The 22,424-nt window shown below is 69.2% G+C and carries 19 protein-coding genes; 11 read left to right on the top strand and 8 right to left on the bottom strand.

The window, feature by feature from the left end; genetic code table 11:
• Nucleotides 1–7: 7 nt before the first annotated feature.
• From msrB to BHE75_RS00340, 4 genes are read right to left on the bottom strand one after another with little or no spacing between them, the layout of a single operon-like run.
• Nucleotides 8–418: a peptide-methionine (R)-S-oxide reductase MsrB gene (gene msrB / locus BHE75_RS00325; RefSeq protein WP_015458778.1), complete on the bottom strand. Its 411-nt coding sequence runs from the start codon at nucleotides 416–418 to the stop codon at nucleotides 8–10.
• Between the two features lie 32 nt (nucleotides 419–450).
• Complete coding sequence (locus tag BHE75_RS00330) at nucleotides 451–1,545, bottom strand: NAD(P)/FAD-dependent oxidoreductase (protein ID WP_070931623.1); 1,095 nt, start codon at nucleotides 1,543–1,545, stop codon at nucleotides 451–453.
• Nucleotides 1,524–2,219 carry a methyltransferase domain-containing protein gene (locus BHE75_RS00335; RefSeq protein ID WP_015458780.1) on the bottom strand — a complete coding sequence of 232 codons (696 nt, stop codon included), beginning with the start codon at nucleotides 2,217–2,219 and terminating at the stop codon, nucleotides 1,524–1,526. Before BHE75_RS00335 ends, BHE75_RS00330 begins: the two co-directional genes overlap by 22 nt.
• Nucleotides 2,216–3,286 (bottom strand): type III polyketide synthase, encoded by a 1,071-nt coding sequence (locus BHE75_RS00340; RefSeq protein WP_438830576.1) that lies wholly within the window; start codon nucleotides 3,284–3,286, stop codon nucleotides 2,216–2,218. The genes BHE75_RS00335 and BHE75_RS00340 overlap by 4 nt, the downstream gene beginning before the upstream one ends.
• A gap of 200 nt (nucleotides 3,287–3,486) precedes the next feature.
• Between BHE75_RS00340 and BHE75_RS00345 the strand changes: the two genes are divergently transcribed.
• The 8 genes from BHE75_RS00345 (at nucleotide 3,487) to BHE75_RS00380 (ending at nucleotide 12,844) form a co-directional block, all read left to right on the top strand.
• Nucleotides 3,487–5,004: an aldehyde dehydrogenase gene (locus BHE75_RS00345; RefSeq protein ID WP_139181594.1), complete on the top strand. Its 1,518-nt coding sequence runs from the start codon at nucleotides 3,487–3,489 to the stop codon at nucleotides 5,002–5,004.
• Nucleotides 5,001–6,383, top strand: a complete 1,383-nt coding sequence (locus BHE75_RS00350) for a glutamine synthetase family protein (RefSeq protein ID WP_070931627.1) — start codon at nucleotides 5,001–5,003, stop codon at nucleotides 6,381–6,383. The genes BHE75_RS00345 and BHE75_RS00350 overlap by 4 nt, the downstream gene beginning before the upstream one ends.
• A 23-nt stretch (nucleotides 6,384–6,406) precedes the next feature.
• The gene (locus tag BHE75_RS00355) at nucleotides 6,407–7,294 is read left to right on the top strand and encodes an ABC transporter permease (RefSeq protein WP_015458784.1); all 888 of its coding nucleotides are present in this window, start codon (nucleotides 6,407–6,409) and stop codon (nucleotides 7,292–7,294) included.
• Complete coding sequence (locus BHE75_RS00360) at nucleotides 7,291–8,130, top strand: ABC transporter permease (protein WP_070931629.1); 840 nt, start codon at nucleotides 7,291–7,293, stop codon at nucleotides 8,128–8,130. Before BHE75_RS00355 ends, BHE75_RS00360 begins: the two co-directional genes overlap by 4 nt.
• Complete coding sequence (locus tag BHE75_RS00365; RefSeq protein WP_015458786.1) at nucleotides 8,130–9,254, top strand: ABC transporter ATP-binding protein; 1,125 nt, start codon at nucleotides 8,130–8,132, stop codon at nucleotides 9,252–9,254. The genes BHE75_RS00360 and BHE75_RS00365 overlap by 1 nt, the downstream gene beginning before the upstream one ends.
• Before the next feature lie 70 nt (nucleotides 9,255–9,324).
• Nucleotides 9,325–10,092 (top strand): gamma-glutamyl-gamma-aminobutyrate hydrolase family protein, encoded by a 768-nt coding sequence (locus tag BHE75_RS00370; protein ID WP_070931631.1) that lies wholly within the window; start codon nucleotides 9,325–9,327, stop codon nucleotides 10,090–10,092.
• Between the two features lie 2 nt (nucleotides 10,093–10,094).
• Entirely contained in the window at nucleotides 10,095–11,501 is a 1,407-nt protein-coding gene (locus BHE75_RS00375; protein ID WP_070931633.1) for an aminotransferase, read from the top strand.
• On the top strand, nucleotides 11,498–12,844 hold the full coding sequence (locus BHE75_RS00380; protein WP_015458789.1) for a glutamine synthetase family protein: 1,347 nt from the start codon (nucleotides 11,498–11,500) through the stop codon (nucleotides 12,842–12,844). The genes BHE75_RS00375 and BHE75_RS00380 overlap by 4 nt, the downstream gene beginning before the upstream one ends.
• Nucleotides 12,845–12,937: 93 nt before the next feature.
• Here BHE75_RS00380 and mgtE read toward each other — a convergent pair whose 3' ends face one another.
• Both mgtE and BHE75_RS00390 read right to left on the bottom strand, forming a co-directional pair.
• Nucleotides 12,938–14,305: a magnesium transporter gene (gene mgtE, locus BHE75_RS00385; protein ID WP_070931635.1), complete on the bottom strand. Its 1,368-nt coding sequence runs from the start codon at nucleotides 14,303–14,305 to the stop codon at nucleotides 12,938–12,940.
• 435 nt (nucleotides 14,306–14,740) lie between these two features.
• On the bottom strand, nucleotides 14,741–16,042 hold the full coding sequence (locus BHE75_RS00390) for an NAD(P)/FAD-dependent oxidoreductase (protein ID WP_070935318.1): 1,302 nt from the start codon (nucleotides 16,040–16,042) through the stop codon (nucleotides 14,741–14,743).
• Between the two features lie 85 nt (nucleotides 16,043–16,127).
• Between BHE75_RS00390 and BHE75_RS00395 the strand changes: the two genes are divergently transcribed.
• Complete coding sequence (locus BHE75_RS00395; protein ID WP_070935319.1) at nucleotides 16,128–17,219, top strand: ABC transporter substrate-binding protein; 1,092 nt, start codon at nucleotides 16,128–16,130, stop codon at nucleotides 17,217–17,219.
• Nucleotides 17,220–17,385: 166 nt separating this feature from the next.
• On the opposite strand, the gene BHE75_RS00400 is transcribed toward BHE75_RS00395, so the two are convergent.
• Nucleotides 17,386–18,048: a DUF4893 domain-containing protein gene (locus tag BHE75_RS00400; protein WP_254684318.1), complete on the bottom strand. Its 663-nt coding sequence runs from the start codon at nucleotides 18,046–18,048 to the stop codon at nucleotides 17,386–17,388.
• Nucleotides 18,049–18,273: 225 nt separating this feature from the next.
• Here BHE75_RS00400 and BHE75_RS00405 point away from each other — a divergent pair, with 225 nt between their 5' ends.
• Both BHE75_RS00405 and BHE75_RS00410 read left to right on the top strand, forming a co-directional pair.
• Nucleotides 18,274–19,248 carry an alpha/beta fold hydrolase gene (locus BHE75_RS00405; protein WP_070931642.1) on the top strand — a complete coding sequence of 325 codons (975 nt, stop codon included), beginning with the start codon at nucleotides 18,274–18,276 and terminating at the stop codon, nucleotides 19,246–19,248.
• A 71-nt stretch (nucleotides 19,249–19,319) separates the two neighbouring features.
• Nucleotides 19,320–19,850 (top strand): GNAT family N-acetyltransferase, encoded by a 531-nt coding sequence (locus BHE75_RS00410; RefSeq protein WP_015458794.1) that lies wholly within the window; start codon nucleotides 19,320–19,322, stop codon nucleotides 19,848–19,850.
• A gap of 42 nt (nucleotides 19,851–19,892) precedes the next feature.
• Here BHE75_RS00410 and BHE75_RS00415 read toward each other — a convergent pair whose 3' ends face one another.
• Entirely contained in the window at nucleotides 19,893–22,397 is a 2,505-nt protein-coding gene (locus tag BHE75_RS00415) for an ABC transporter permease (protein ID WP_015458795.1), read from the bottom strand.
• Nucleotides 22,398–22,424 lie beyond the last annotated feature (27 nt).

Here is a 22,424-nt window from a genome sequence, read left to right on the forward strand (position 1 = left end):
GCGTTGTTCAGCCGCCATGGCCCCTGGAACGGCCCCTGAAGTCCAGCGACACGCTGTTGATGCAGAATCGCAGGCCATCGGGGCCGGGGCCGTCGGGGAACAGGTGGCCCAGATGCCCGTCGCAGCGCGCGCAGCGCACCTCCACCCGGCGCATGCCGTGGCTGTCGTCGGCATGCTCGGTCACCGCATCGGGGTTGAAGGGGTGGGTGAAGCTGGGCCAGCCGCTGCCCGAATCGAACTTGGCGTCGCTGTCGAACAGCACCGCCCCGCAGCCGGCGCAGCGATAGGTGCCGGGGGCCTTGTTGTCGGTCAGCAGTCCGGTGAAGGCGCGTTCGGTGCCGGCCTCGCGCAGCACATGATATTGCTGCGGGGTCAGCCGTTTCCGCCATTCCTGCTCGGACAGGTCGAGTCGCTCCATGGCGGGAAATGTGGAAGCCGGCCGGTGGGCGGTCAATGGCCGACGCGGGTGAGGCGCGCGGCCAGCGCCGCCGCGCCGGGCAGGGCGGCGGCGCGGAGCAGTAGCGCGCGGTGCGGGCCTTCGGCGAGTCGGCGGATCGCGCCGGCGATGGCGATCGGCCGGCCGGTGCGGGCGGCCAGCGCGCGGGCATGGTCCGCGGGCGACTGGCCGGCCAGGAAGGCGCGCGCGGCGATCGCGCCGCTGGCGAGCGCGATGGCGATGCCGTCGCCGGCCAATGAGGCGATGACGGCGGCCTGATCGCCCACGCGGTAGAGCGCCTCCTCTGCGCCGAGGGGTTGTTGCCACCCATAGGGTACCGCCGCGATCGCCTGCCAGGCTTCGCCGGTCGCCGCCGCCCCGCCGATGCGCGCGGCGAAACGGGGGGAGGCGGCGGCCAGCGCGGCGATCAGGCGGGCCGGGTTCCCGTCCGCCTCCGCCAGCCGCGATCGGGCGACGGAAAGGCACAGATTCACGCTGCCGTCCTCCTGCACCAGCAGGCCGGCATAGCCGCGATCGAACAGATGAAGCTCGATCCGGCCGGCAAGATCGGGGTCGGCCGGCAGCACGGTGCGCAGGCCGACGGCGGGATCGGCGCCCGGCGCGGGGCGGGGCCGGGGGCTGCCGCGCAGGTCGTGCTTGCCGGTGGCGAGGAATACGGCTGGCGCGGCGATGGCGCTGCCGTCGTCGAGGCGGACGATGGCGCCGCCTTCGGGCCGGTCCTCGATCGCGCGGGCGGCCCGGCCGGTCTCGACGATCGCGCCGAGCGCCAGGGCGCGATCGCGCAGCGCGGCATCGAGCGTGGCGCGCGACAGGCCGGCGGCGGCGAAGGGCAGGCGGCGTTCGACCATATGGCCGCCGGCGACGATGCGGAGGCGGTGGATCGGCCGCGCGCCCAGCGCCGGGGCATCGATGCCGAGCGCGGCGAGGGCGGCCAGCGCATCGCCGCCGAGGAAGCCGCCGCACACCACCGGCCGGGGCGTTGCCGCGCGCTCGATCAGCAGCGGCGGCCGGCCGGCGGCGGCGAGCGTGATCGCGGTGGCCGCGCCCGCCGGCCCGCCGCCGACGATCAGCGCATCCGTTCGACGCATAGCCGGAAGGGGAAGCGGCGGACGATGCGGGCGCCGTCTATCCCCGCCTCCGCCAGGATCGCCCGCCATTCGGCCGGGCGGAAGGCGCGCGCGATCGAAAGCCGGCCGTCCGCCGCGACGATCGGGTGCCAGCGCATCAGGGCGGCGAGCAGGGGGAAGCCGGCATGGGCGAAGCCGTGGCGGTGGAGGTCGTTGACCAGCCAGCCGGCCCGCGCCTCGGCCTCCATGAAGCGCAGGAAGGCGCGCAGCTGCGCATCCGTCATATGATGGGCGACGAGGCTGGAGACGATGAAGTCGAAGCCCGCGCCGGCAAGGTCGGCATAGTCGCCGGTGCGATAGTCGATGGCGGCGCCGATGCCGGCCGGCGTCGCCGCGCGGGCGGCGGGCGCGCTGTTGGGGTTGAGGTCCACGCCGACGAGATCGGCGGCGATCCCGCGCCGGGCCGCCCAGCGGGCGATGCGGCGCAGCATGTCCCCCTCGCCGAAGCCGACGTCGAGCAGGCGGAAGCGATCGCGGCCGCGCAGGCCCCGCGCGAGGAAGGACAAGGTGGGCCGGGCGGCGAAGGTGACGCGGTTGACCTGGGCGAGATCGGCGAGGACGGCCGCATAATCGGCCGCCGGCAGGCTGGGATCGTCCATCCGCTCCTCGGTCCGGGCGCGGATGGCGAGGCTCATGCCGCGCGCCCGAAGCCGAAGCCCTCGGCGGCGAGGCCGGGGCCGAAGGCGAGCGCCACGCCCGGCCCCTCGGCCCCGGCGGCGAGCAGGTCGGCCAGCACGAACATCAGCGTCGCGGAAGACATGTTGCCGAAGCGCCGCAGCACCGATCGCGACCCTTCCAGCGCCCCGCCGGCGAGGCCGAGGCCATGTTCCACCGCGTCGAGGATGGATCGGCCGCCGGCATGGACCGCCCAGGCGGCGACGGCGGCGGGATCGGCGCCGGCGGTGAGGGCGGCGCGGAAGCCGGGATCGGCGAGCGCCGTCGCGATGCGGCCGGGCACCTCGCCCGAAAGGTGCATGGCGAAGCCGTGATCGCCGATCCGCCAGCGGATCAGCCCGGCCGAATCGGGCAGCGTGGCGGCGAAGAAGCGATCGAGCGTAAGCCCCGGCCCCTCGGTCGTGACGAGGGCGGCGGCCGCGCCGTCGCCGAACTGGAGCATGGCCAGCAGCGCCTCCAGCTCGTCGGCGGGCTGGAGGTGGAGGCTGGAAAGCTCCACCGTCACCACCAGCACGCGCGCCGCCGGCTGCGACCGGGCGATATGATGGGCGACGCGCAGCGCCGCGACCGCCGCATAGCAGCCCATGAATCCCACCAGCGTCCGCTCGATCCCGCCGTCCAGCCCCAGCCGTTCGGCGATGATCTGGTCGATGCCCGGCGCCGTGAAGCCGGTGCAGCTCGCGACGACGAGGTGGGTGATGCCGTCCAGCGCCGTCCTGCGGCCGAGCGCGGCGACGGCTTCCAGCGCGAGCGCGGGGGCGGCGCTGGCGTAAAGGTCCATGCGGGCGCCGGTGCCGGGCATGCCGGCCGCGTAGAAGCCGCCGGGATCGACCGGCGATCCGCCGTCCGTGCCGTGCGGCAGGATCGACCAGCGATGGTCGATGCCCGATCGCGCCGCCATGCGCCGGAAGAGCGCGCCTTCGCGCGTCCCCAGCCGCGCCTCGGCCCAGCCCTGGAAGGCGGCGTGGATATCGTGATCGGGAACCGCGGTGCCGATGGCGGTGATACGGGCACAGGATCGATCCAAGGGCGGCATCCCGCAATGCGCCGCGCCTGCCGCGCGACGGGCAGGATATAGTGTCTCCCAAGAGGCAGGACAACGCCGCCGCCAAAGTCGCGCCGCGCGACTCGGGGGCCCGGGGGGAAGCGGATTTTGGCGGCTTCCCGTGCCGCCCGCCGCCGCTTATGGTGGGGCGGGGATTTGGAGGGCAGGATCGTGAGGGATCTGTGACGGAGCGCCCGACACCCGGCCTGACCGACAATCTGGCGCGGATCGCCGGCCTGGCGCTGCCGTCGCTGGCGGTGATCGACGGGGAGCTGCGGCCGGCGCGGGCCGGTGGCACCTTCGCCAACCTCTCCCCCCGCGACGGCAGCCTGATCGCGGAGGTGGCGTCGGGCGGGGCCGCCGATATCGACATCGCCGTGGCCGCCGCGCGGCGCGCCTATGCGGACGGGCGCTGGCGCAACCTGCCGCCGCGCGATCGCAAGCGCATCCTGCACGCCCTGGCTGACCTGATGGAGGCCCATGCCGAGGAGCTGGCGCTGCTGGAGACGCTGGATACCGGCAAGCCGATCCACGATGCCCGCGCGATCGATATCCCGCTCGCCACCGGCACCGCGCGTTATTATGCCGAGGCGGTCGACAAGCTCTATGGCGAGGTGGGGCCGCACCATCCGGCGCGGCTGTCCTATGCGGTGCATGAGCCGCTGGGCGTGATCGGCGCGATCGTGCCGTGGAACTTCCCGCTGCACATGGCGCTGTGGAAGGTGGCGCCGGCGCTGGCGATGGGCAATTCGGTGGTGCTGAAGCCGGCCGAGCAATCGCCGATGACGGCGATCCGCCTGGGCGAGCTGGCGCTGGAGGCGGGGCTGCCGGCGGGCGTGCTGAACGTGGTGCCCGGCCTGGGCGGGACGGCGGGCAAGGCGCTGGCGCTCCACATGGATGTGGACATGATCGCCTTCACCGGATCGGGCGCGGTCGGCCGGCTGCTGATGGGCTATGCCGGCCAGAGCAACCTGAAGCGGGTGAGCCTGGAGCTGGGCGGCAAATCCCCCCAGATCGTCTTTCCCGACTGCCCGGACATGGAAGCCGCCGCGCAATCGGCGGCGTGGAGCATCTTCTTCAACCAGGGGCAGGTGTGCACCGCCGCCTCGCGCCTGCTGGTGCATGAATCGATCCGTGGCCCGTTCCTCGATGCGGTGGTCGCCGTCGCGCGGAAGATCGCGGTGGGCGATCCGCTCGATCCCGCCACCCGCTTCGGCGCGATGGTGAGCGCGGAGCAGATGGAGCGCGCGCTGGCCTATATCGCCACGGCCGGGGCGGAGGGCGCCGATCTGGTGCTGGGCGGCGGCCGGGCGCGGGTGGAAAGCGGCGGATTCTATGTCGAGCCCACCATCTTCGATCGCGTCGCCCCGGATGCGACGCTGGCGCGCGAGGAGGTGTTCGGCCCGGTGCTGGGCGTGATCGGCTTTGCCGGCGAGGCGGAAGCCTATGCCATCGCCAATGACAGCGTCTATGGCCTCGCCGCCGGGGTGTGGACCGCCGATGTCGATCGCGCCCACCGCGCGACGCGGGCGCTGAAGGCCGGCCTCGTCTGGGTGAACGGCTGGGATGCGTGCGACATCACCATGCCCTTCGGCGGCTTCCGGCAATCGGGCTTCGGCCGGGATCGCAGCCTGCACGCGATGGAGAAATATGCCGATCTGAAGGCGGTGAGCTTCACCATCCGGGGAGGGGCCGTTTGAACCGGCCGCCGCCCGCCGGCTTCGTCGCCGATCCGGCGGAGCTTGCCGCTTTCCTGGCGGCCCATCCGCAGGTCGCGCTGTTCGAGATCCTCTATACCGGCCTTTCCGGCGTGCCGCGCGGCAAGAGGGTGCGGCGGCACGAAATGGCGCCGGTCTACGATTATGGGCGCTTCCTGCCGGGGTCGATCCAGGTGGTGGACATCACCGGGCGCGATTGCGAGGAGACGGGCCTGGTCTGGGAGGATGGCGATGCCGACCGGCGGGCCAGGCCGGTGCCCGGCGGCATCGTGCCCGCCCCGTGGCTGGGCGCGGACGTGGCGCAGGTGACCTGCTCGCTTCACGAGCTGGACGGCACGGTCTGCGCGCTCGATCCCAGGGCGATATTGCAGCGGGTGATCGATCGGTTCGCCGCCGACGGGCTGACGCCGGTGGTGGCGTGCGAGCTGGAATTCTACCTGATCGACGGCCGGCGCGGGCGCGACGGCGCGATCCGCCTGCCGCGCGGCGCGGGCATGGGCGTGGAGGTCTATGGCCTGCCGCAGCTTGAGGAAGCGTCCCCCTTCCTGCGCGATCTGTGGGCGGCCTGCGACGCGCAGGGGATTCCGCTGGAAGGGGCCATATCCGAATGCGCGCCGGGCCAGCTCGAACTCACGCTGCGCCATCGGGCGGATGCCCTGCGCGCGGCCGACGATGCCGTCGCCTATAAGCGCGCGGCCAAGGGCGTGGCGCGGGCGCATGGCTGCGATGCGACCTTCATGGCCAAGCCCTGGGCGGACCGGGCGGGAAGCGGCCTCCACCTCCATCTCAGCATCGCGGATGCGGCGGGGACGAACCTGTTCGCGGCGGACGATCCGGCGGGCACGCCGATGCTGCGCCACGCGATCGGCGGCATGCTGGCGCTGATGGCGGAAAGCGTGGCGATCCTCGCCCCCAATGCCAACAGCTATCGCCGCTTCCGCCCCAACAGCTACGCGCCCACCGCGCCCAATTGGGGGATCAACAACCGCACCGTGGCGCTGCGCGTGCCGGCGGGCCCGGCGCCGACGCGGCATATCGAGCATCGCGTCGCCGGGGCGGATGCCAATCCCTATCTGGCGGTGGCGGCGCTGCTGGCGGCGGCGCATCACGGCATCAGCCAAGGGATCGATCCCGGCCCGCCCGTCACCGGCGATGGCTATGCCGCGGCTGCCGGCGCGGGATCGCGGCTGCCGGGCGACTGGTTCGATGCGCTGCGCCTGTTCGATCGGTCGGCGATCCTGCGCGATTATCTGGGCGATCGGACGGTGGACATGTTCGCCACCGTCAAGCGGACCGAGCAGGAACGCTTCCACGAACATGTCACGGCGCTTGATTACGACTGGTATCTGCATAACGCGTGAAACCGGCGGAAACCGGGGGACGGATGGCGACGAGCGAGGAACAGGACTGGAAACGGGCGAGGGGGCCGTTCGCGGCGGTGTTCACCGCGCCGGCGCTGTGGCTGCTCGCCTTCTTCGTCGTGCCGCTGGCGATCGTCTGGGCCTACAGCTTCGGCGAGACGACGACCCCAACGACGATCGAGATCAGCGGCACCTTCCGCCATTATGTCCGCGCCTTCGATCCCGTCTATCTGGAGATATTCCTGAAATCGGCGTGGATGGCGGCGCTCACCACCGCGCTCTGCCTGGTCGTCGGCTTCCCCGTGGCGCTCGCCATCACCTTCGCGCCCGAACGGGCCAAGGCGTGGCTGCTGCTGCTCATCATGCTGCCCTTCTGGACCAACCTTCTGATCCGCACCTATGCGCTGATGGCGGTGCTCCGGCGCGAAGGCTATGTGAATGCGGGCATCGGCCGGATCGCCGAGGCGCTGGGCTGGCAGTTCGATCCGCTGCCGCTGCTCCACAACAATTTCGCGGTGGTGCTGGGGCTGGTCTACGTCAACCTGCCCTTCCTCGTGCTGCCGCTCTATGCCGCGCTCGACCGGCTGGATCGGTCGCTGCTGGAAGCCAGCCTCGATCTCGGCGCCGGGCATCTGCGCACCATCCGGGAAATCGTGGTGCCGCTGGCGATGCCGGGCATCCTTTCGGGCCTGCTCATCACCTTCATCCCGGCCCTGGGCAGCTATCTGACGCCGGATCTGCTGGGCGGGCCGGACAGCCAGATGATCGCCAACGTGATCGAACGCCAGTTCAAGCGCGCCAATGACTGGCCGTTCGGGGCGGCCCTGTCCTTCATCCTGATGTATCTCACCTTCATCCTGATCGCGGGGCAGACGGTGCTGGCCGGGCGCCGGCGGCGGAGGGAGCCGTGAGGCGGGAGGCGGCCGGGCCGCTCGACTATCTCGCCCGCTGGCCGCTCCGGCTGTGGATCGGGCTGGTGGCGCTGTTCCTCTATGCGCCGCTCGTCACGCTGATGCTGTTCAGCTTCAACGAATCGAAGCGCAACATCGTCTGGACCGGATTCACCTTCGATTGGTATTTCAAGGCGTTCCGCAATGCCGGCCTGCTGGAGGCGTTCACCAATTCGCTGGCGATCGCGGCGATCGCGACGGCGATCAGCGTGGTGCTGGGGGCGCTGGTGGCGGTGGCGTGCTGGCGCTTCCGCTTCCCGCTGAAGCCCGCGTTCGAAGGGGTGCTGGCGCTGCCGATCGTGGTGCCGGAAATCTGCATGGGCGTGGCGATGCTGGTATTCTTCGCCCGCGTAATGCCGTGGCCGGCGGGGCTGCCCTGGCCGTTCAACCTGGGCGCGATCATCATCGCCCACGTCTCCTTCTGCTTCCCCTTCGTCGCGGTGATCGTCCGCGCGCGGCTGGCCTCGTTCAACCGCGAGCTGGAGGAAGCGGCCAAGGATCTGGGGGCCAGCGAATGGCGCGCCTTCATCGACGTGCTGGTGCCGCACATGCGCCCGGCGCTGGTGGCGGGCGCGCTGCTGGCCTTCACGCTCAGCCTCGACGATTTCGTCATCACCTTCTTCACCGCCGGGCCGGATACGGTGACCTTCCCGGTCAAGGTCTATTCGATGGTGCGCTTCTCGGTGACACCGGAGGTGAACGCCGCCTCGACCGTGCTGATCCTGCTGACGGTGGCGCTGACGGCGGTGGGGCTGAGGTTGCAGGGCCGCGACATAGCCCGGAGCAGGGGGATTTGATGGCGGAAAAGGCGCTGATCCGGATCGAGGGCGTCACCAAGCGCTTCGGCCAGTTCGCGGCGGTGGACGATGTGACGCTGGACATCGCCGAGGGCGAGTTCTTCGCGCTGCTCGGCCCTTCGGGCTGCGGCAAGACGACCCTGCTGCGCATGATCGCGGGGCTCGAGGTGCCGAGCGAGGGCCGCATCCTGATCGATGGCGAGGACATGGCCGGCGTGCCGCCCAATCGCCGGCCGGTGAACATGGTGTTCCAGTCCTACGCGGTGTTCCCGCACATGAGCGTGGCGGATAACGTCGCTTATGGCCTGCGCATGGAAGGCGTGCCCAAAGCGGAACGGGCCGATCGGGTGGCGGAGGCGCTGGCGCTGGTGAAGCTCGACGGGCTGGAGGCGCGCAGGCCCGATCAGCTTTCCGGCGGGCAGCGGCAGCGCGTGGCGCTGGCCCGCGCGCTGGTGAAGCGGCCGCGCGTTTTGCTGCTGGACGAGCCGCTTTCCGCGCTCGATGCCAAGCTGCGCGAACAGATGCGCTTCGAGCTGGCGCAGATCCAGGACGAGGTGGGCGTCACCTTCGTGATGGTGACGCACGATCAGGATGAGGCGCTGGCGCTGGCCACACGCTGCGCCGTGATGAATCGCGGCCTGTTGCAGCAGGTGGCGACGCCCGACGATCTCTACGAATATCCCGCCAGCCGCTTCGTCGCCGATTTCATCGGCAGCGTGAACCTGTTCGAGGGCGAGCTGGCCGTGGACGAGCCCGGCCACGCGATGGTCACCTGCCCCACGCTCGCCGCGCCCATCTATGTCGATCATGGCGTGACGGGCGGCACCGGCACCACCGTCTGGGCGGCGATCCGGCCCGAGAAGATCGAGATGCTCCACCGCCCCGAAGGCGGACTGCCGCCCACCGTGGCGGGGGTGCCGGCGGGCAGCAACGTGGTGGCCGGCATCATCCGCCACATCGCCTATCTCGGCAGCGAGACGGTGTATGAGGTGGATGCGGAAGGCGGCGCGCGGGTCAAGGTGCTGCGGCCCAATGTCGCGCGCTACGAGGAACGCGGTTTCGACTGGGACGAGCCGGTCTGGCTCGCCTGGCATCCGCGGTCGCCGGCGGTGCTGCTGTCATGAGCCGCCGCCCGCGAACGGAGGAGGCGACGATGCCGGGCCCGGTTCGGGGGGATGACATGAAAGGGCCGGCATGGCCGCCCGCCCGCTGATCGGCATCACCGCCTGCAACCGCCCCTTCGGCGAGGAGGCGGCGCAGGTGGTGATCGATCGCTACATGGAAGCGGCGATGCGCCACGCCGATGCCGCCGCCCTGCTGATCCCCGCCCGGCCGGATCTGATGCGCGCAGGCGAGGCGGCGGCGCGGATTGATGGCCTGCTGCTGACGGGCAGCCCGTCCAACGTGGGTCCCGCGCTTTACGGCGACGCCGACGGCAAGGGCCCGTTCGATCCCGCCCGCGACGAGATGAGCCTGGCGCTGATCGCGGCGATGATCGACCTCGGCAAGCCGGTGTTCGGCATCTGCCGCGGCTTTCAGGAGATCAACGTCGCGTTCGGCGGCACCCTGGACCGGGGGCTGGGCGATCCGGGCCGCCCGCTGGTCCACCATGCCCCCGATGGCGTGCCGATCGGCGCGATGTTCGCGCACGGCCATGACGTCACCCTGGCGCCGGACGGCGTGCTGGCCCGCGCCCTGGGGCGCGAGGCGCTGACCGTCAACTCGGTCCATTTCCAGGGGGTGAAGCGGCTGGGCGAGGGGCTTGCGGTGGAGGCCCGCGCGCCGGATGGCGTGATCGAGGCGGTTTCCGCCGCGCCCAACGGCGCGCATATTCTGGCCGTGCAGTGGCATCCCGAATGGCAGGCCGACCGGGATGCATCCTCGCGGGGCTTCTTCGGCATCATGGGCCGCATGCTGCGCGGCGAGCCGATCGGGGGCGATCGCCTGAAGGAGGGCGCGTGACCATGCGCAACCACGACATAACCGAGCTGCGCCGGCAGGACGTGGCCCATCACCTGCCGGCCCAGGCCAATTACAGGCTGATCGCCGACATGGGCGGCAGCCGCATCATCACCCGCGCGGAAGGATCGACGATCTGGGACGGCGACGGCAACGCCATCCTCGACGGCATGGCCGGGCTGTGGTGCGTCGACGTGGGCTATGGCCGCAAGGAACTGGCCGAGGTCGCCTATGAGCAGATGCTGGAGCTGCCTTACTACAACAGCTTCTTCCGCACGGCGACGGTGCCCGCGATCGCGCTAGCCGCGAAGGTGGCGGGGCTGCTGGGCGGGGAATTGCAGCACATCTTCTTCAACTCCTCCGGCTCCGAGGCCAATGACACGGTGTTCCGGCTGGTCCGCCATTATTGGACGCTGAAGGGCCGGCCCGAACGGCGCATCTTCATCAGCCGCCACAATGCCTATCACGGATCGACGGTGGCGGGCGCGAGCCTGGGGGGCATGGCGGCGATGCACGCGCAGGGCGGGCTGCCCATTCCGGGCATCGAGCATGTGATGCAGCCTTATGCCTTCAACGAGGGCTTCGGCGAGGAAGCGGAGGCCTTCGCCGCGCGGGCGGCCGACGCTGTCGAGGCGCGCATCCTGGCGGTGGGGCCGGACAATGTCGCGGCCTTCATCGGCGAGCCTGTGCAGGGCGCGGGCGGCGTGATCGTGCCGCCGCCCGGCTATTGGCCGCGCGTCGAGGCGATCTGCCGCAAGTATGGCATATTGCTGGTGTCGGACGAGGTGATCTGCGGCTTCGGCCGTCTGGGCCGCTGGTTCGGCTTCCAGCATTTCGGCTACACCCCGGATATCGTCGCGATGGCGAAGGGCCTGTCGTCCGGCTACCTGCCGATATCGGCGACGGCGGTGAGCCGCGAGATCGTCGAGACCCTGCGCGCGAGCGATCGGGATTTCGTCCACGGCTACACCTATTCGGGCCATCCGGTCTCGGCCGCCGTGGCGCTCCGCAACCTGGAGATCATCGAGCGGGAGAAGCTGGTCGATCGCGTGGCGCACGATATCGGCCCCCATTTCGCCCGCGCCGTCGCCAGCCTCGACGATCATCCGCTGGTGGGCGAGACGCGGACCTGCGGGCTGCTGGGCGCGATCGAGATCGTGGCGGAGAAAGGCACCAACCGGCGCTTTGGCGGGGCGGAGGGCGCGGCCGGCCCGGTGGTGCGCGATGCCTGCATCGCCGGCGGGCTGATGGTCCGCGCGATCCGCGATTCGATCGTGATGTGCCCGCCCTTCGTCATCACGCATGCGGAGGTGGACCGGATGGTCGCCATCATCCGCGCCGCGCTGGACGAGGCCGCGCTCGCGCTGGCGGCGCTGGAGACGGCGGCGGAAAAGCAGGAGGGCGGGCGATGAGAAGCTTCCGCGAATGGATCGCCGCCAACGGCATCAGCGAGGTGGAATGCCTCGTCCCCGACATGAACGGGGTGATCCGCGGCAAGGTGTGGCCGGCGCAGAAATTCCTGCAATCGGTGCACAACGGATCGCTCAGGATGCCCAGCAGCATCTTCAACGTCACCGTCACCGGCGAATATGCCGACGAGCCTTCGGAGGCCGCGAGCTACAGCGATCCGGACGTGTCGCTCCACCCCGATCCCGCCTCGCTCTGCGTGGCGCCGGGGTTCAAGACGCCGACCGCCTTCGTCTTCGCCGATGCGCATCACAAGAATGGCGATCCCTACGAGATCGCGCCGCGCCATGTGCTGAAGAAGGTGCTGGCTTATTATGAGGCGATGAGCTGGGAGGTGGTGGTCGCCCCCGAGCTGGAATTCTACCTCACCAAGGTCAACACCGATCCCGATCTGCCGCTGGAGCCGCCGGCCGGGCGGTCGGGCCGGGCGGAAACCGCGCCGCAACCCTATGGGCTGGAGGCCGTGACCGAATATGAGGACCTGATCGAGGACATCTACGAGCAGGCGGAGGCCGCCTCGCTCCACCTCGATACCATGATCCACGAGGCCGGGACCGCCCAGCTCGAAATCAACTTCAACCATGGCGAGCCCATCCACCTGTGCGATCAGGTGCTGGTGTTCAAGCGCATCGTCCGCCAGGTGGCGCTGAAGCACGGCGTCTACGCCACCTTCATGGCCAAGCCGATGGAGCATCAGCCGGGCAGCGCCATGCACCTCCACATTTCCGCCAGGGATCGGCTGACCGGGCAGAATCTGTTCGGCGAGGGGCCGGACGGTCTGTCGGAGACGTTCCGCCACTTCGTCGGCGGGCTGCAGCGCTATCTGCCCGAATGCGCGCCGCTGTTCGCGCCCAACATCAACAGCTTCCGCCGGATGCGGCCGGGCCATGCCGCGCCGATCAACCTGCAATGGGGCTATGACAACCGCAGTTGCGGGCTGCGCGTGCCGATCACCGATCTTCCCAATACCCGGATCGAGAACCGCACGCCGGGCGCGGACGCCAACCCCTATCTGGCGCTCGCCGCCTCGCTGGTCTGCGGCTATATCGGCGTGCGCGACCGGATCGCGCCCGCGCCGATGGTGGAAGGCAATGCCTATCTCCACCTGCGCACCCTGCCGCGCAATCTGGACGAGGCGCTGGACCGCTTCACCGAATGCCCCGAGGTGATCGAGCTGCTGGGCGAGAGCTTCGTCCGCGCCTTCCTGCTCATCAAGGCGGACGAGCTCAACGCCTATCAGGGGGTGATCAGCAGCTGGGAACGCGATCACCTGCTGCTGAAGGTCTAGGCGGCGGAACACCCGACCCGTCCTTCCAGCGCAGGCGGGAACGCCGTTGTTGCAGCCATTGGTTCCCGTCCCAGAGCAAAGCAACCCAAGCGATCACAACAGCGTGCCCTGCAGGATCAGGAGCGCCACACTGAAGTAGATCACCAGGCCAGTGACATCGACCAGCGTGGCGACAAACGGTGCTGACGCGCTCGCCGGGTCGAAGCCCATTCGCTTGAGCAGGAACGGCAACATCGAGCCGGCCAGCGATCCGAAGGTGACGATGCCGATCAGTCCCACACCCACCGTCAGCCCGATCAGTTTCCAATGCGGCCCATAGTCGAAGACGCCGAAACTCTGCCAGGCCGCGATGCGGATCATGCCAATCACGCCGAGACTGGCGCCAAGCGCGATGCCGACCGGTAGTTCGCGAAGCGCCACCCGCCACCAGTCACGCAGGCGGATCTGGCCTAAGGCGAGAGCGCGGATCAGCAGCGACGTCGATTGCGAGCCCGAATTACCGCCCGAACTCATGATGAGCGGGATGAACAAAGTCAGCACGACCGCCTTGGCCAGTTCGTCCGCAAAATGTTGCATAGCGCTGGCGGTCAGCATTTCGCCGATGAACAAGGCACCCAGCCAGCCGACACGCTTGCGATACATGCCGAGGAAGCCGGTCGTGAGATAGGGTTCGCTCGCACCCTCGACGCCGCCGAACTTCTGCACGTCCTCGCTGCCTTCGGCGAGGATCGCGTCGATCACGTCGTCGACGGTGACGATGCCGAGCACCTGATGCCGGTCGTTGACCACCGGCACCGATAGCAGGTCGTGGATCGAGATCAGCCGTGCGACTTCCTCCCGATCCATATCCGCATGAACGGTGATCGGCTCACGATCGGGGGCGAGGTCGAGGATCGGCTGCTCAGGTTCGCCGGTGATGAGCTGGCGCAGCGTCACCACACGCAACAGCACGCGGGTCTTCGGATCGAGGACCTGGATCGCATAGACCGTCTCGCGAGTCCGCTCGACCTCGCGGATATGGCGCAACGTGTCGGCCACCGTATAGGTTGCGGGCACGCTGACGAACTCGGTCGACATGATGCTGCCGGCCGTGCTCTCGGGGTAGGCGAGCAGGCTCTTGAGCGGCCAGGCGCTGTTGAAGTCGACGCGCTGGAGCAGCTCGGAACGATCCTCGCCGTCCAGTTCCTGCAGCACGTCGGCCGCCCTGTCGTCGGCCATGCCTTTCAGAATCTCGCCGGCGCGATCCTGTGGCAAGTCGAGCAGCAGGTCTCCGGCGCGGGTCAATTCCGGCCGGTCGAACACGTCGATCGCGCGTTCGAGGGGAAGATAAGCGAGCACCGCTGCGGCGGTATCTGCATCTTCTTCGTTGAGGCGGGTAACGATGTCGGCGGCATGCGCATCGAACAGATCGACGAACAACGCCAAGTCGACCGCGCTGGACGCGGTGCGGATATCTTCCATAATCTCACCTCTCGATCCGCCGTCACGGCAGATCGCGGTGAGCTAACCCATCCGGGTCAGGCCAGCGTCAGCCGTGAGGGCAAGGACAATCGACTACTGTCGCTTGGCATGGGATTGGGTTTCCTTTGCTTCGCCCCGCCGGACGGAGCCGGGAGCGCGCGGCGGAGATGGGCCGATCGGCCGTAGAGGTCAAGGGCCGACAGGTTGAATCAGTTCAAATCGTTATCTTCAGAGAGTTATAACATTGGTGGCCCCGCGAAGGCGGGAATCCATTGTGTCGGGAGCCATCGACTCCATCGCGCCGGCCGTGCCCATGGATTCCCGCCTTCGCGGGAATGACGAGGGGACGGATCGACGCGAGAAAGCCGTCACCCGGACCAAGTCCCGAGGGCCATCGTGCGACCGGTTGGAGGAATGGCCGCCCAAACCAGCCCCTCAAAGCCGGTCGCGCAGCGCCGCCAGCGACATCGCCGCCGCCAGGATCGGCCAGCGCAGCCATCGCCCGCCGGGAAAGGCCGGCACCGGCAGGCGGGCGAGGCGGTCGAAATCCGGGCTGCCGCCAAGCATCGCCTCCGCCACCAGCCGCCCGAAATAGGGCGCCAGCACCACCCCCAGGCCGGAATAGCCGCCGATCGCGATCAGGCCGGGCGCAACCTCCCGCAACAGGGGCAGGCGGTTGGGGGTGACGGCCAGCGTGCCGCCCCAGCCATGGTCCAGCGCGACATCGGCGAGCTGGGGGAAGATGCGCAGCATGTGCGGGCGGACGAAGGCGCGGATATCGGCGGGAAAGCGCCAGCCATAGGTCTCGCCGCCGCCGAACAGCAGGCGATGGTCGGGGGTCAGCCGGAAATAATAGACGACGAAGCGCGAATCGGAGACGGCGACATTGTCGCGGATCAGCGATCTCGCGCGGCCGGCGCCCAGCGGCTCGGTGACGGCGATATAATTGTTGATCGGCATCACCCGCGCCTCCGCCGGGCGCGACAGGCCGTGGAGATAGCCGTTGCCGGCCAGGATCACGCGATCGGCGGATATCGCGCCGCGCGGCGTTTCCACCCGCCAGCCGCCGCCGGCGGCGCGGGCAAGGGCGGTGGCGCGGGTCCCTTCGTGTAGCCGGGCGCCGGCGGCCATGGCGGCGCGGGCGAGGCCGATCGCGAGGTTCAGCGGGTGGAGATGGCCGCCGCGCCGGTCGATCATCCCGCCATGATAGCCGCGCGCGCCGATCATCCCGGCAAGGGCGGGGCCGTAGACATAATCGACATGCGGATAATCATATCGGTTGCGCAGATGCTCCACCGTCGCCCGGCTATGGGTAAGGTCGCGGCGGCGATGATCCACGTGGAGCAGGCCGGGGGTGAAATCGCAGGCGATGCCATGGCCGGCGATCAGCCGGTCGAGATCGGCGCGGGCGTCCAGCGCGATCCGCCAGAGGTGGAGCGCATCCTCCGCGCCCAGCACCCTTTCCAGCCAGAAAGGGTCGCGGCGCTGGCCGACATGCGCCTGCCCGCCATTGCGGCCGGATGCCCCCCAGCCGATCCGCGCCTGATCGATCAGGCGGACGTCGGCGCCGGCCTCCGCCAGCCGCAATGCCGCGCCGATCCCGGTGTAGCCCGCGCCGACGATGCAGACGTCGCAGCGGGCATCGCCTTCCAGCGGCGGCGCAAAGGGCGGATCGGCGGCGGTCGCGGCATACCAGGAAGGCGGCCAGCGGGTCGGGTCTTCGTCAGTGCCGCGCATGCCGGGCGTCCCATGCTGCATTGCGGCGTTGACGGCCGCGCGCCGTGATCCTAGCTTCCCGCCCACATAGCAGAAGGGGGCTTTGATGACCGACCTGCCGACGATCGTGCCGCCCTCCCGCCGGGGGTTTCTCGCGGGGCTTGGCATCGCCGCGGTGGGGTTGAGCTTCGCCCCGCTTGCCGGCTGCGGCAAGGGCGGCGATGGCGGGGCCAAGGCCAGGACGCTCAATTTCTACAATTGGGATACCTATATCGGTGAAACGACGCTGGCCGATTTCAAGGCGGCCAGCGGCGTCGACGTCAATATGAGCCTGTTCGCCACCAATGACGAGCTGTTCGCCAAGTTGCGCGGCGGCAATCAGGGCTATGACGTGATCGTGCCGACCAACGATTTCGTCCAGCGGATGATCGCGGCGAACATGCTGGAGCCGCTCGATCACGCCAAGATCCCCAATTTCAGGAATGTCGATCCCGAATTCCAGGATGCGGTGTTCGATCCCGGCCGCAAATATTCCATGCCCTATACGTGGCTGGTGATGGGCATCGGCTATCGCAAGTCGAAGGTGGATGGCGTTCCGGACAGCTGGAAATGGATGTTCGATTCCGATCGCTACAAGGGCCGGATCTCGCTGGTGTCCGAAGCCGGCGATCTGGTGCGGCTGGCGATGAAATATCTCGGCAAGCCGATGAACACGAGCGACGACGCCACGCTGAAGCAGGTGGAGGCGCTGCTCATCAAGCAGAAGCCCAATGTCGCCGTCTATCACGAGGATAACGGCCAGGATCTGCTGCTGGCCGGCGATGTCGATCTCGTCATCGAATTCAACGGCGACATCGCCCAGGTGATGCGCGAGGACAAGGATATCGATTTCGTCGTGCCCAGGGAGGGCAGCCAGATCTCCTCGGATTGCCTCGCCATCCCCAAGGGCGCGCCCAATCCCGATCTCGCGCACGAATTCATCAACTATCTGCTCGATGCCAAGGCGGGTGCGGAGATCGCCCGCACCATCCAGTATCCCACCCCCAACGCGGCCGCCAAGGCGCTGATGGACGAGGCTTATCGCGACAATAAGGTGATCTTCCCGCCGGACCTCAAGAACAGCGAATATGCCGAATATACGAGCGAGGAGCTGTCGCGGAAATATGAGGAAATCGTAACCCGCGTCCGCGCGGCATAAGGTCGCTCCCGGACCCTCATACTTCCCACCTTCGTCATTCCCGCGAAGGCGGAACTCCATTGTGCCGGAACCTGTCGACTCAATCGGGCCGACCGCGTCCGCCGATCAGCTGCGCTGGCCCATGTCTCCCGCCCGTGCGGAAGGCAGCGCTCCCCGCATTCTCAGCTTACCGCGCTGTCCCCGCCGGCAGCGGCGGCGGCACGTCCGGCACCAGCTCCAGCACGTCCAGCCCCGCCGTGCCGCGCGGGAGGACGAGCCGCCACTGGAAATCGGCCACGCGCTCGACCACGCCCACCGTGTCGGCCTCCGCCTTGTCGCCATAGGCCGGCGGCACCGGCTCCGCGTCGAAGGCGGTGGCGCCGATGAACACCATGCGGCGGTCGCCGTCGGGCCAGAGCCGGCCGGCCGGCCGGTCGCTGCCATCGGCCTTGGACAGCGTGGTGAGGTCGCCGTCGTCGCCGACGAAGCAGAACCAGGACTGGTAGGCCTGGAAGCCGCCGGGGCGATCGGGGGCGAAGCGCAGGGTGCGGCAGCGGTAGCGGCCGGTGGGCGGCATCGGCCGGACGAGCGCGGCGCCGGGTTCCAGCAGCGCGCCGAAGCTTGCGACCAGCGCCTGGCGGCCCTTGCCCAGGCCCGCGCGCGCGGCCGCCCAGCGATCGGGCAGGCCGTCGATCAGCCCGGCATGTTCGGGGCGGGCGATGGCGCGCCATTGCACCGGAATGGCCGGCGGCGGCGCTTCCGCGGCTGTCGCCGGCGGCGGCGCGGGGGCGGCGCAGGCGGAGAGGCAATACAGCCCGATACCAAGCAGGCACAGGATCCTCGACGTCATGAAACGCTCCGCCGCGATCTTCCAGCCCATCGGATTGCCGCCAAATGGTTAACAATTCCCTAATAACCGGCTCCCGCGGCGGCAGTTGCGCCAGGATCGCGCAATATTTTCCGAAGAAGACGGAATTGGCAGGAGCGGCCATCCACTGCCGGCGCCCGCGCGACAGCATCGGCGGCGCGCGATAGCCTCGGCCCCACAGGACAAGACCGGGAGGAGAGGGCGGCCATGGCCCAATGGATGCATCGCCACGCGCGGGTGAACGGGATCGCCATGCATTATGTGGAGCAGGGGGAGGGCCCGCTCGTCATCCTCGCCCACGGCTTCCCGCACCTCTGGTATAGCTGGCGCCACCAGATCCCCGCGATCGCGGCCGCCGGCTGGCGGGTGGTGGCGCCCGACATGCGCGGCATGGGGCAGACGGAGGCGCCCGCCGATCCCGCGCTCTACGATTGCGATCATACGGTGGGCGACCTGATCGGCCTGCTCGATCATCTGGGCGAGGAGCAGGCGGTGTTCGCCGGCCTCGATTTCGGGGTGTTCGCGGTCTACGACCTCGCCGTCCGCCATCCCGATCGCGTGGCCGGGATCATCGGCCTGCAGAATCCCCACACCCCGCATCTGCCGCACCTCTCCCCGCTGGCCGAGGCGGCGGAGATGGCGGCGCGCCATTTCTCGCACATCCATTATTTCGTCGATCGGCCCGGCGTGGCCGATGCCGCGCTCGATGCCGATCCGCGCGATTTCCTGGGCGCGGTCTTCTGGGGGCTGAGCGGCGCGCACCATCTGCTGGACATGTGGAATCACCCGCCCGGCACCGCCTATCGCGCGGCGCTGCCCGATCCGCCGCCCTTGCCGTGGGGCTGGCTGAGCGAGGAGGAAATGGAATATTATGTGTCCGAATATAGCCGCTCGGGCTTTACCGGCGGGCTGAACTGGTATCGCGCGATGGACCATCGCTGGCGGCAGCGCCGCGCCTATGAAGGCCGGCGGACCGAGGCGCCCTTCTACTTCATCGGCACCGAGCAGGACGTGGACCTGGAGGGCTTCCACGGCGACGATCCGCTGGGCGCGATCGGCCGCCACCATGCCGATGTCCGCGCGGTGGAGATGATCCCCGGCGCCGCCGGCCACCTCGTCCAGATGGAATGCCCGGAGGCGGTGAACCGGCTGATGCTCCGCTTCCTGGCCGAGCTGCGCTGACGGGGGGGCTTCCCGTCGTGGCGGAAGCGGGCGATAGTCCCGCCGGAGACAGGATCGGGCGGGGAGAGCGGATGGACTGGACCATAAGGCAGGCTTCGGCCGGGGATGCCGATCGCCTCGCCCTGATCGGCGCTGCGACCTTTCTCGAAACCTTCGCCGGCGTGCTGGACGGCACGGCGATCGTGGCCCATTGCCAGCGCGAGCACGGCCCCGATGCCTATCGGCGCCATCTGGCGGCGGGATGCCATGCCTGGCTGGCCGAGGCGAAGCCGGGCGGCGCGCCGGTGGGCTTCGCCCTCGCCGGCGCCGCCAACCTCCCCGGCGGCGCGGCCGACGGCAGCGATATCGAGCTGAAGCGCATCTACGCCCTGTCGCGCTTCCACGGTTCCGGCATCGGCGCGGCGCTGATGCGCCAGGCGGTGGATCATGCGGCCGGGCTGGGGGCGCGGCGGCTGTTGCTCGGCGTCTATGCCGGCAATGCCCGCGCGCGGGCCTTCTATGCGAAAAGCGGCTTCACGCAGATCGCCGACCGGCGCTTCCGGGTCGGCGATCGCGAATATGACGATGTCGTGCTGGCCCGGCCGGTGGAACCGGGGCGCTGACGGGGGCGGCCGGGCCTCCCGCCGCCGCCGCGCCCCGGCCCGTCATTCGTATCGCAGCGCATGCACCGGGTTGGCGCGGGCGACGCGGAAGGCGTGGCTGCCGATCGTGGCGATCGCGATCAGCAGGGCCAGCAGGCCCGCCAGCAGGAAGGGCGCCGGCCCCAGCGTGATGCGGCTGTCGAACTCGTTCAGCCAGTTGCGCATCACCCACCAGGCGATCGGCCAGGCGACGAGGTTGGCGACCAGCACCGGCTTCGAGAACTGCCACACCAGCAGGCGGACGATATCGCGGGTGCGCGCGCCCAGCACCTTGCGGATGCCGATTTCCTTGGTGCGGCGTTCGGCGGTGAAGGTGGCCAGCCCGAACAGGCCGAGGCAGCCGACGATCACGGCCAGGATCGCGAAGGCGGCGAACATCTTCGCCCGCGCGGTTTCGGCCTGGTAAAGCTCGCGGACGATATCCTCGCTGAACTCGGCCTCGAACGGCACGTCCGGCGCCATCTGCTTCCACACCCGCTCGATCCGGCTGCGCACTTCGGCGGGGTTGCCGTGGTAGCGCACGTCCAGCACGTCGATCGCATTGTCGTTCCGGGTGAACATCAGCGGATCGATCGGCGTGCGCACCGAACGGAAGCGGGTATCCTCGACCACGCCGACGATGTTGACCGGGGTCAGCCCGTAATCCTCGCTCTCGACCATCGATGTGCGGACCTGCTTGCCCACCGCATCGGCCGGATCGGTGAAGCCCAGGCGGCGTGCGGCCAGCTGGTTGATCACGGCGTTGACGCCGCGCTTGGCCAGCGCCGCCTCGACCACGGGGTCGGACGGGAAGGGCACGGTGGCGTCGTCCACCGTCCGGTTGCGGTCCAGCTTGCGGCCGGCGATCAGCTTGATGCCCATCACGTCGAAGAATTCGGGATCGGCGACATAGGTGCCCAGATTCACCAGATCGGCCCGGCCCGGCACCTGGATGCCGCGGCTGCTGTTGTTGCGCGTGGCCACGCCGATGCTGGTGGCGGCCACCCCGGTCACGCCGTCTATCCGCGCGATCGCGTCGCGCAGCGGCTGCCGCATCGTATCCAGCTGGCGCCGGCCGAAATTGTCGATCTGGAGGATGCCGTCGCGGTGATAGCCGGGGTCGGCCGTCTGGGCATAGACGGTCTGGGCATAGATCACGCCCGTGCAGATGATGAGGCCGATGGAGACGGCGAACTGCGCCACCACCAATATGCCGCGCAGCCGGCCGGAACCTTCCGCCTCGGATGCCGATCGATTGGCCTTGAGCACGCGGGCCGGCTGGAAGCGGGAGAGGAAGAAGGCCGGATAGAGCCCGCCGGCCAGGCCCACCAGCAGCACCAGCGCCACCACCGGCAGCAGGATGCCGCCCTGGCCGAAATAATGCAGCTTCAGATCGGCGTCGAGGAAGCGGGAGAAATAAGGCAGCGCGATCTCGGTCAGCGCCAGCGCCACCAGCATGGCGATGGCGGCGACGAGGATCGATTCGCCGATGAACTGGACGATCAGGTCCCGGCGGCTCGCGCCCAGCACCTTGCGCAGCGCCACCTCGCGGGCGCGCTGGCTGGCGCGGGCGGTGGCGAGGTTGGTGAAGTTGACGCAGGCCATGCCCAGGATCAGCAGCGCCACCAGCCCGAAGGTATAGACGGCGCGCCGGTCGTTGCCCGGCGACATCGATGCGCCCTGCGCCTCGCCCAGATGGATGTCGGCAAGGTTGACGATGCGCCAGTCCTGCTCGTCGCCGGCATTGTAGCGTATGCCGTTCAGGTCCTGGTCGGGGATGTTGCGCTTTTCCCAGGCCGGCAGCTGCGCCGCGATCGCCTTGGGATCGGTGCCGGGGCGCAGCGTGAAGAAGAACCAGCCCGATTGCCAGCCCCATTCCCGCATGAAATCGGGGGCATCGGAAAAGAAGCTCGGAAAGTCGATCCGCCCGACGATCGACAGGCGGAAGCTGCTGTTCTTCGGCACGTCCTTGATGACGCCGGTGATGCGGTAATCGGTGGCGCGGCCGCGGCTCACCATCGTCAGCGTGCGGCCCATCACGTCGGTGGTGCCGAACTGGCGGACCGCTTCCTTCTCGGTAATCACCGCCGCTCCGGCCTCGGCCAGCGCGGTGGCGGGGTTGCCCTTGACGAAGGGGAAGCGGACGACGTCGAAGAACGGCCCGTCCACCAGGATCACGTCCTCGCCCATCGATGACTGGCCGTCCTTCAGGATCACCGGCGATCCCGACAGCGCGAACACCGTCTTGTCGACCTGCGGGAAATCCTTCTTCAGCCGCTCGCCCGCGACATAGGCGGTCATCTGGATGTTGAACTTCTGCCCCGTCTGCTTGGATGTGTAGAAGGACTGGAGCTCATATGTATCCTCCACGCCCGGCAGGAAGCGGTCGTAGCTCAGCTCGTAGCGGACGAAGAGCAGGATCATCAGGCAGGCGGCCATGCCGATGGCCAGCCCCAATATGTTGATCAGCGCATAGGCCCGGTTCTTGGCGAGCGAGCGGATGCCGACGGTAAGATAGTTGCGCCACATGGCCGGGCTTCCTTCCTTGGGCGTGGG

Origin of the sequence: Edaphosphingomonas haloaromaticamans, from assembly GCF_001853345.1 — a bacterium.
In the GTDB taxonomy this organism is placed as follows: Bacteria; Pseudomonadota; Alphaproteobacteria; order Sphingomonadales; family Sphingomonadaceae; genus Sphingomonas_E; species Sphingomonas_E fennica.

Coding starts and splice junctions, on each gene's coding strand:
- BHE75_RS00380 (WP_015458789.1), top strand. CDS start 11,498: ATGAGAAGCTTCCGCGAATGGATCGCCGCCAACGGCATCAGCGAGGTG.
- BHE75_RS00405 (WP_070931642.1), top strand. CDS start 18,274: ATGGCCCAATGGATGCATCGCCACGCGCGGGTGAACGGGATCGCCATG.
- BHE75_RS00370 (WP_070931631.1), top strand. CDS start 9,325: ATGGCCGCCCGCCCGCTGATCGGCATCACCGCCTGCAACCGCCCCTTC.
- msrB (WP_015458778.1), bottom strand. CDS start 418: ATGGAGCGACTCGACCTGTCCGAGCAGGAATGGCGGAAACGGCTGACC.
- BHE75_RS00400 (WP_254684318.1), bottom strand. CDS start 18,048: ATGACGTCGAGGATCCTGTGCCTGCTTGGTATCGGGCTGTATTGCCTC.
- BHE75_RS00415 (WP_015458795.1), bottom strand. CDS start 22,397: ATGTGGCGCAACTATCTTACCGTCGGCATCCGCTCGCTCGCCAAGAAC.
- BHE75_RS00410 (WP_015458794.1), top strand. CDS start 19,320: ATGGACTGGACCATAAGGCAGGCTTCGGCCGGGGATGCCGATCGCCTC.
- mgtE (WP_070931635.1), bottom strand. CDS start 14,305: ATGGAAGATATCCGCACCGCGTCCAGCGCGGTCGACTTGGCGTTGTTC.
- BHE75_RS00330 (WP_070931623.1), bottom strand. CDS start 1,545: ATGCGTCGAACGGATGCGCTGATCGTCGGCGGCGGGCCGGCGGGCGCG.
- BHE75_RS00395 (WP_070935319.1), top strand. CDS start 16,128: ATGACCGACCTGCCGACGATCGTGCCGCCCTCCCGCCGGGGGTTTCTC.
- BHE75_RS00365 (WP_015458786.1), top strand. CDS start 8,130: ATGGCGGAAAAGGCGCTGATCCGGATCGAGGGCGTCACCAAGCGCTTC.
- BHE75_RS00335 (WP_015458780.1), bottom strand. CDS start 2,219: ATGAGCCTCGCCATCCGCGCCCGGACCGAGGAGCGGATGGACGATCCC.
- BHE75_RS00355 (WP_015458784.1), top strand. CDS start 6,407: ATGGCGACGAGCGAGGAACAGGACTGGAAACGGGCGAGGGGGCCGTTC.
- BHE75_RS00390 (WP_070935318.1), bottom strand. CDS start 16,042: ATGCGCGGCACTGACGAAGACCCGACCCGCTGGCCGCCTTCCTGGTAT.
- BHE75_RS00375 (WP_070931633.1), top strand. CDS start 10,095: ATGCGCAACCACGACATAACCGAGCTGCGCCGGCAGGACGTGGCCCAT.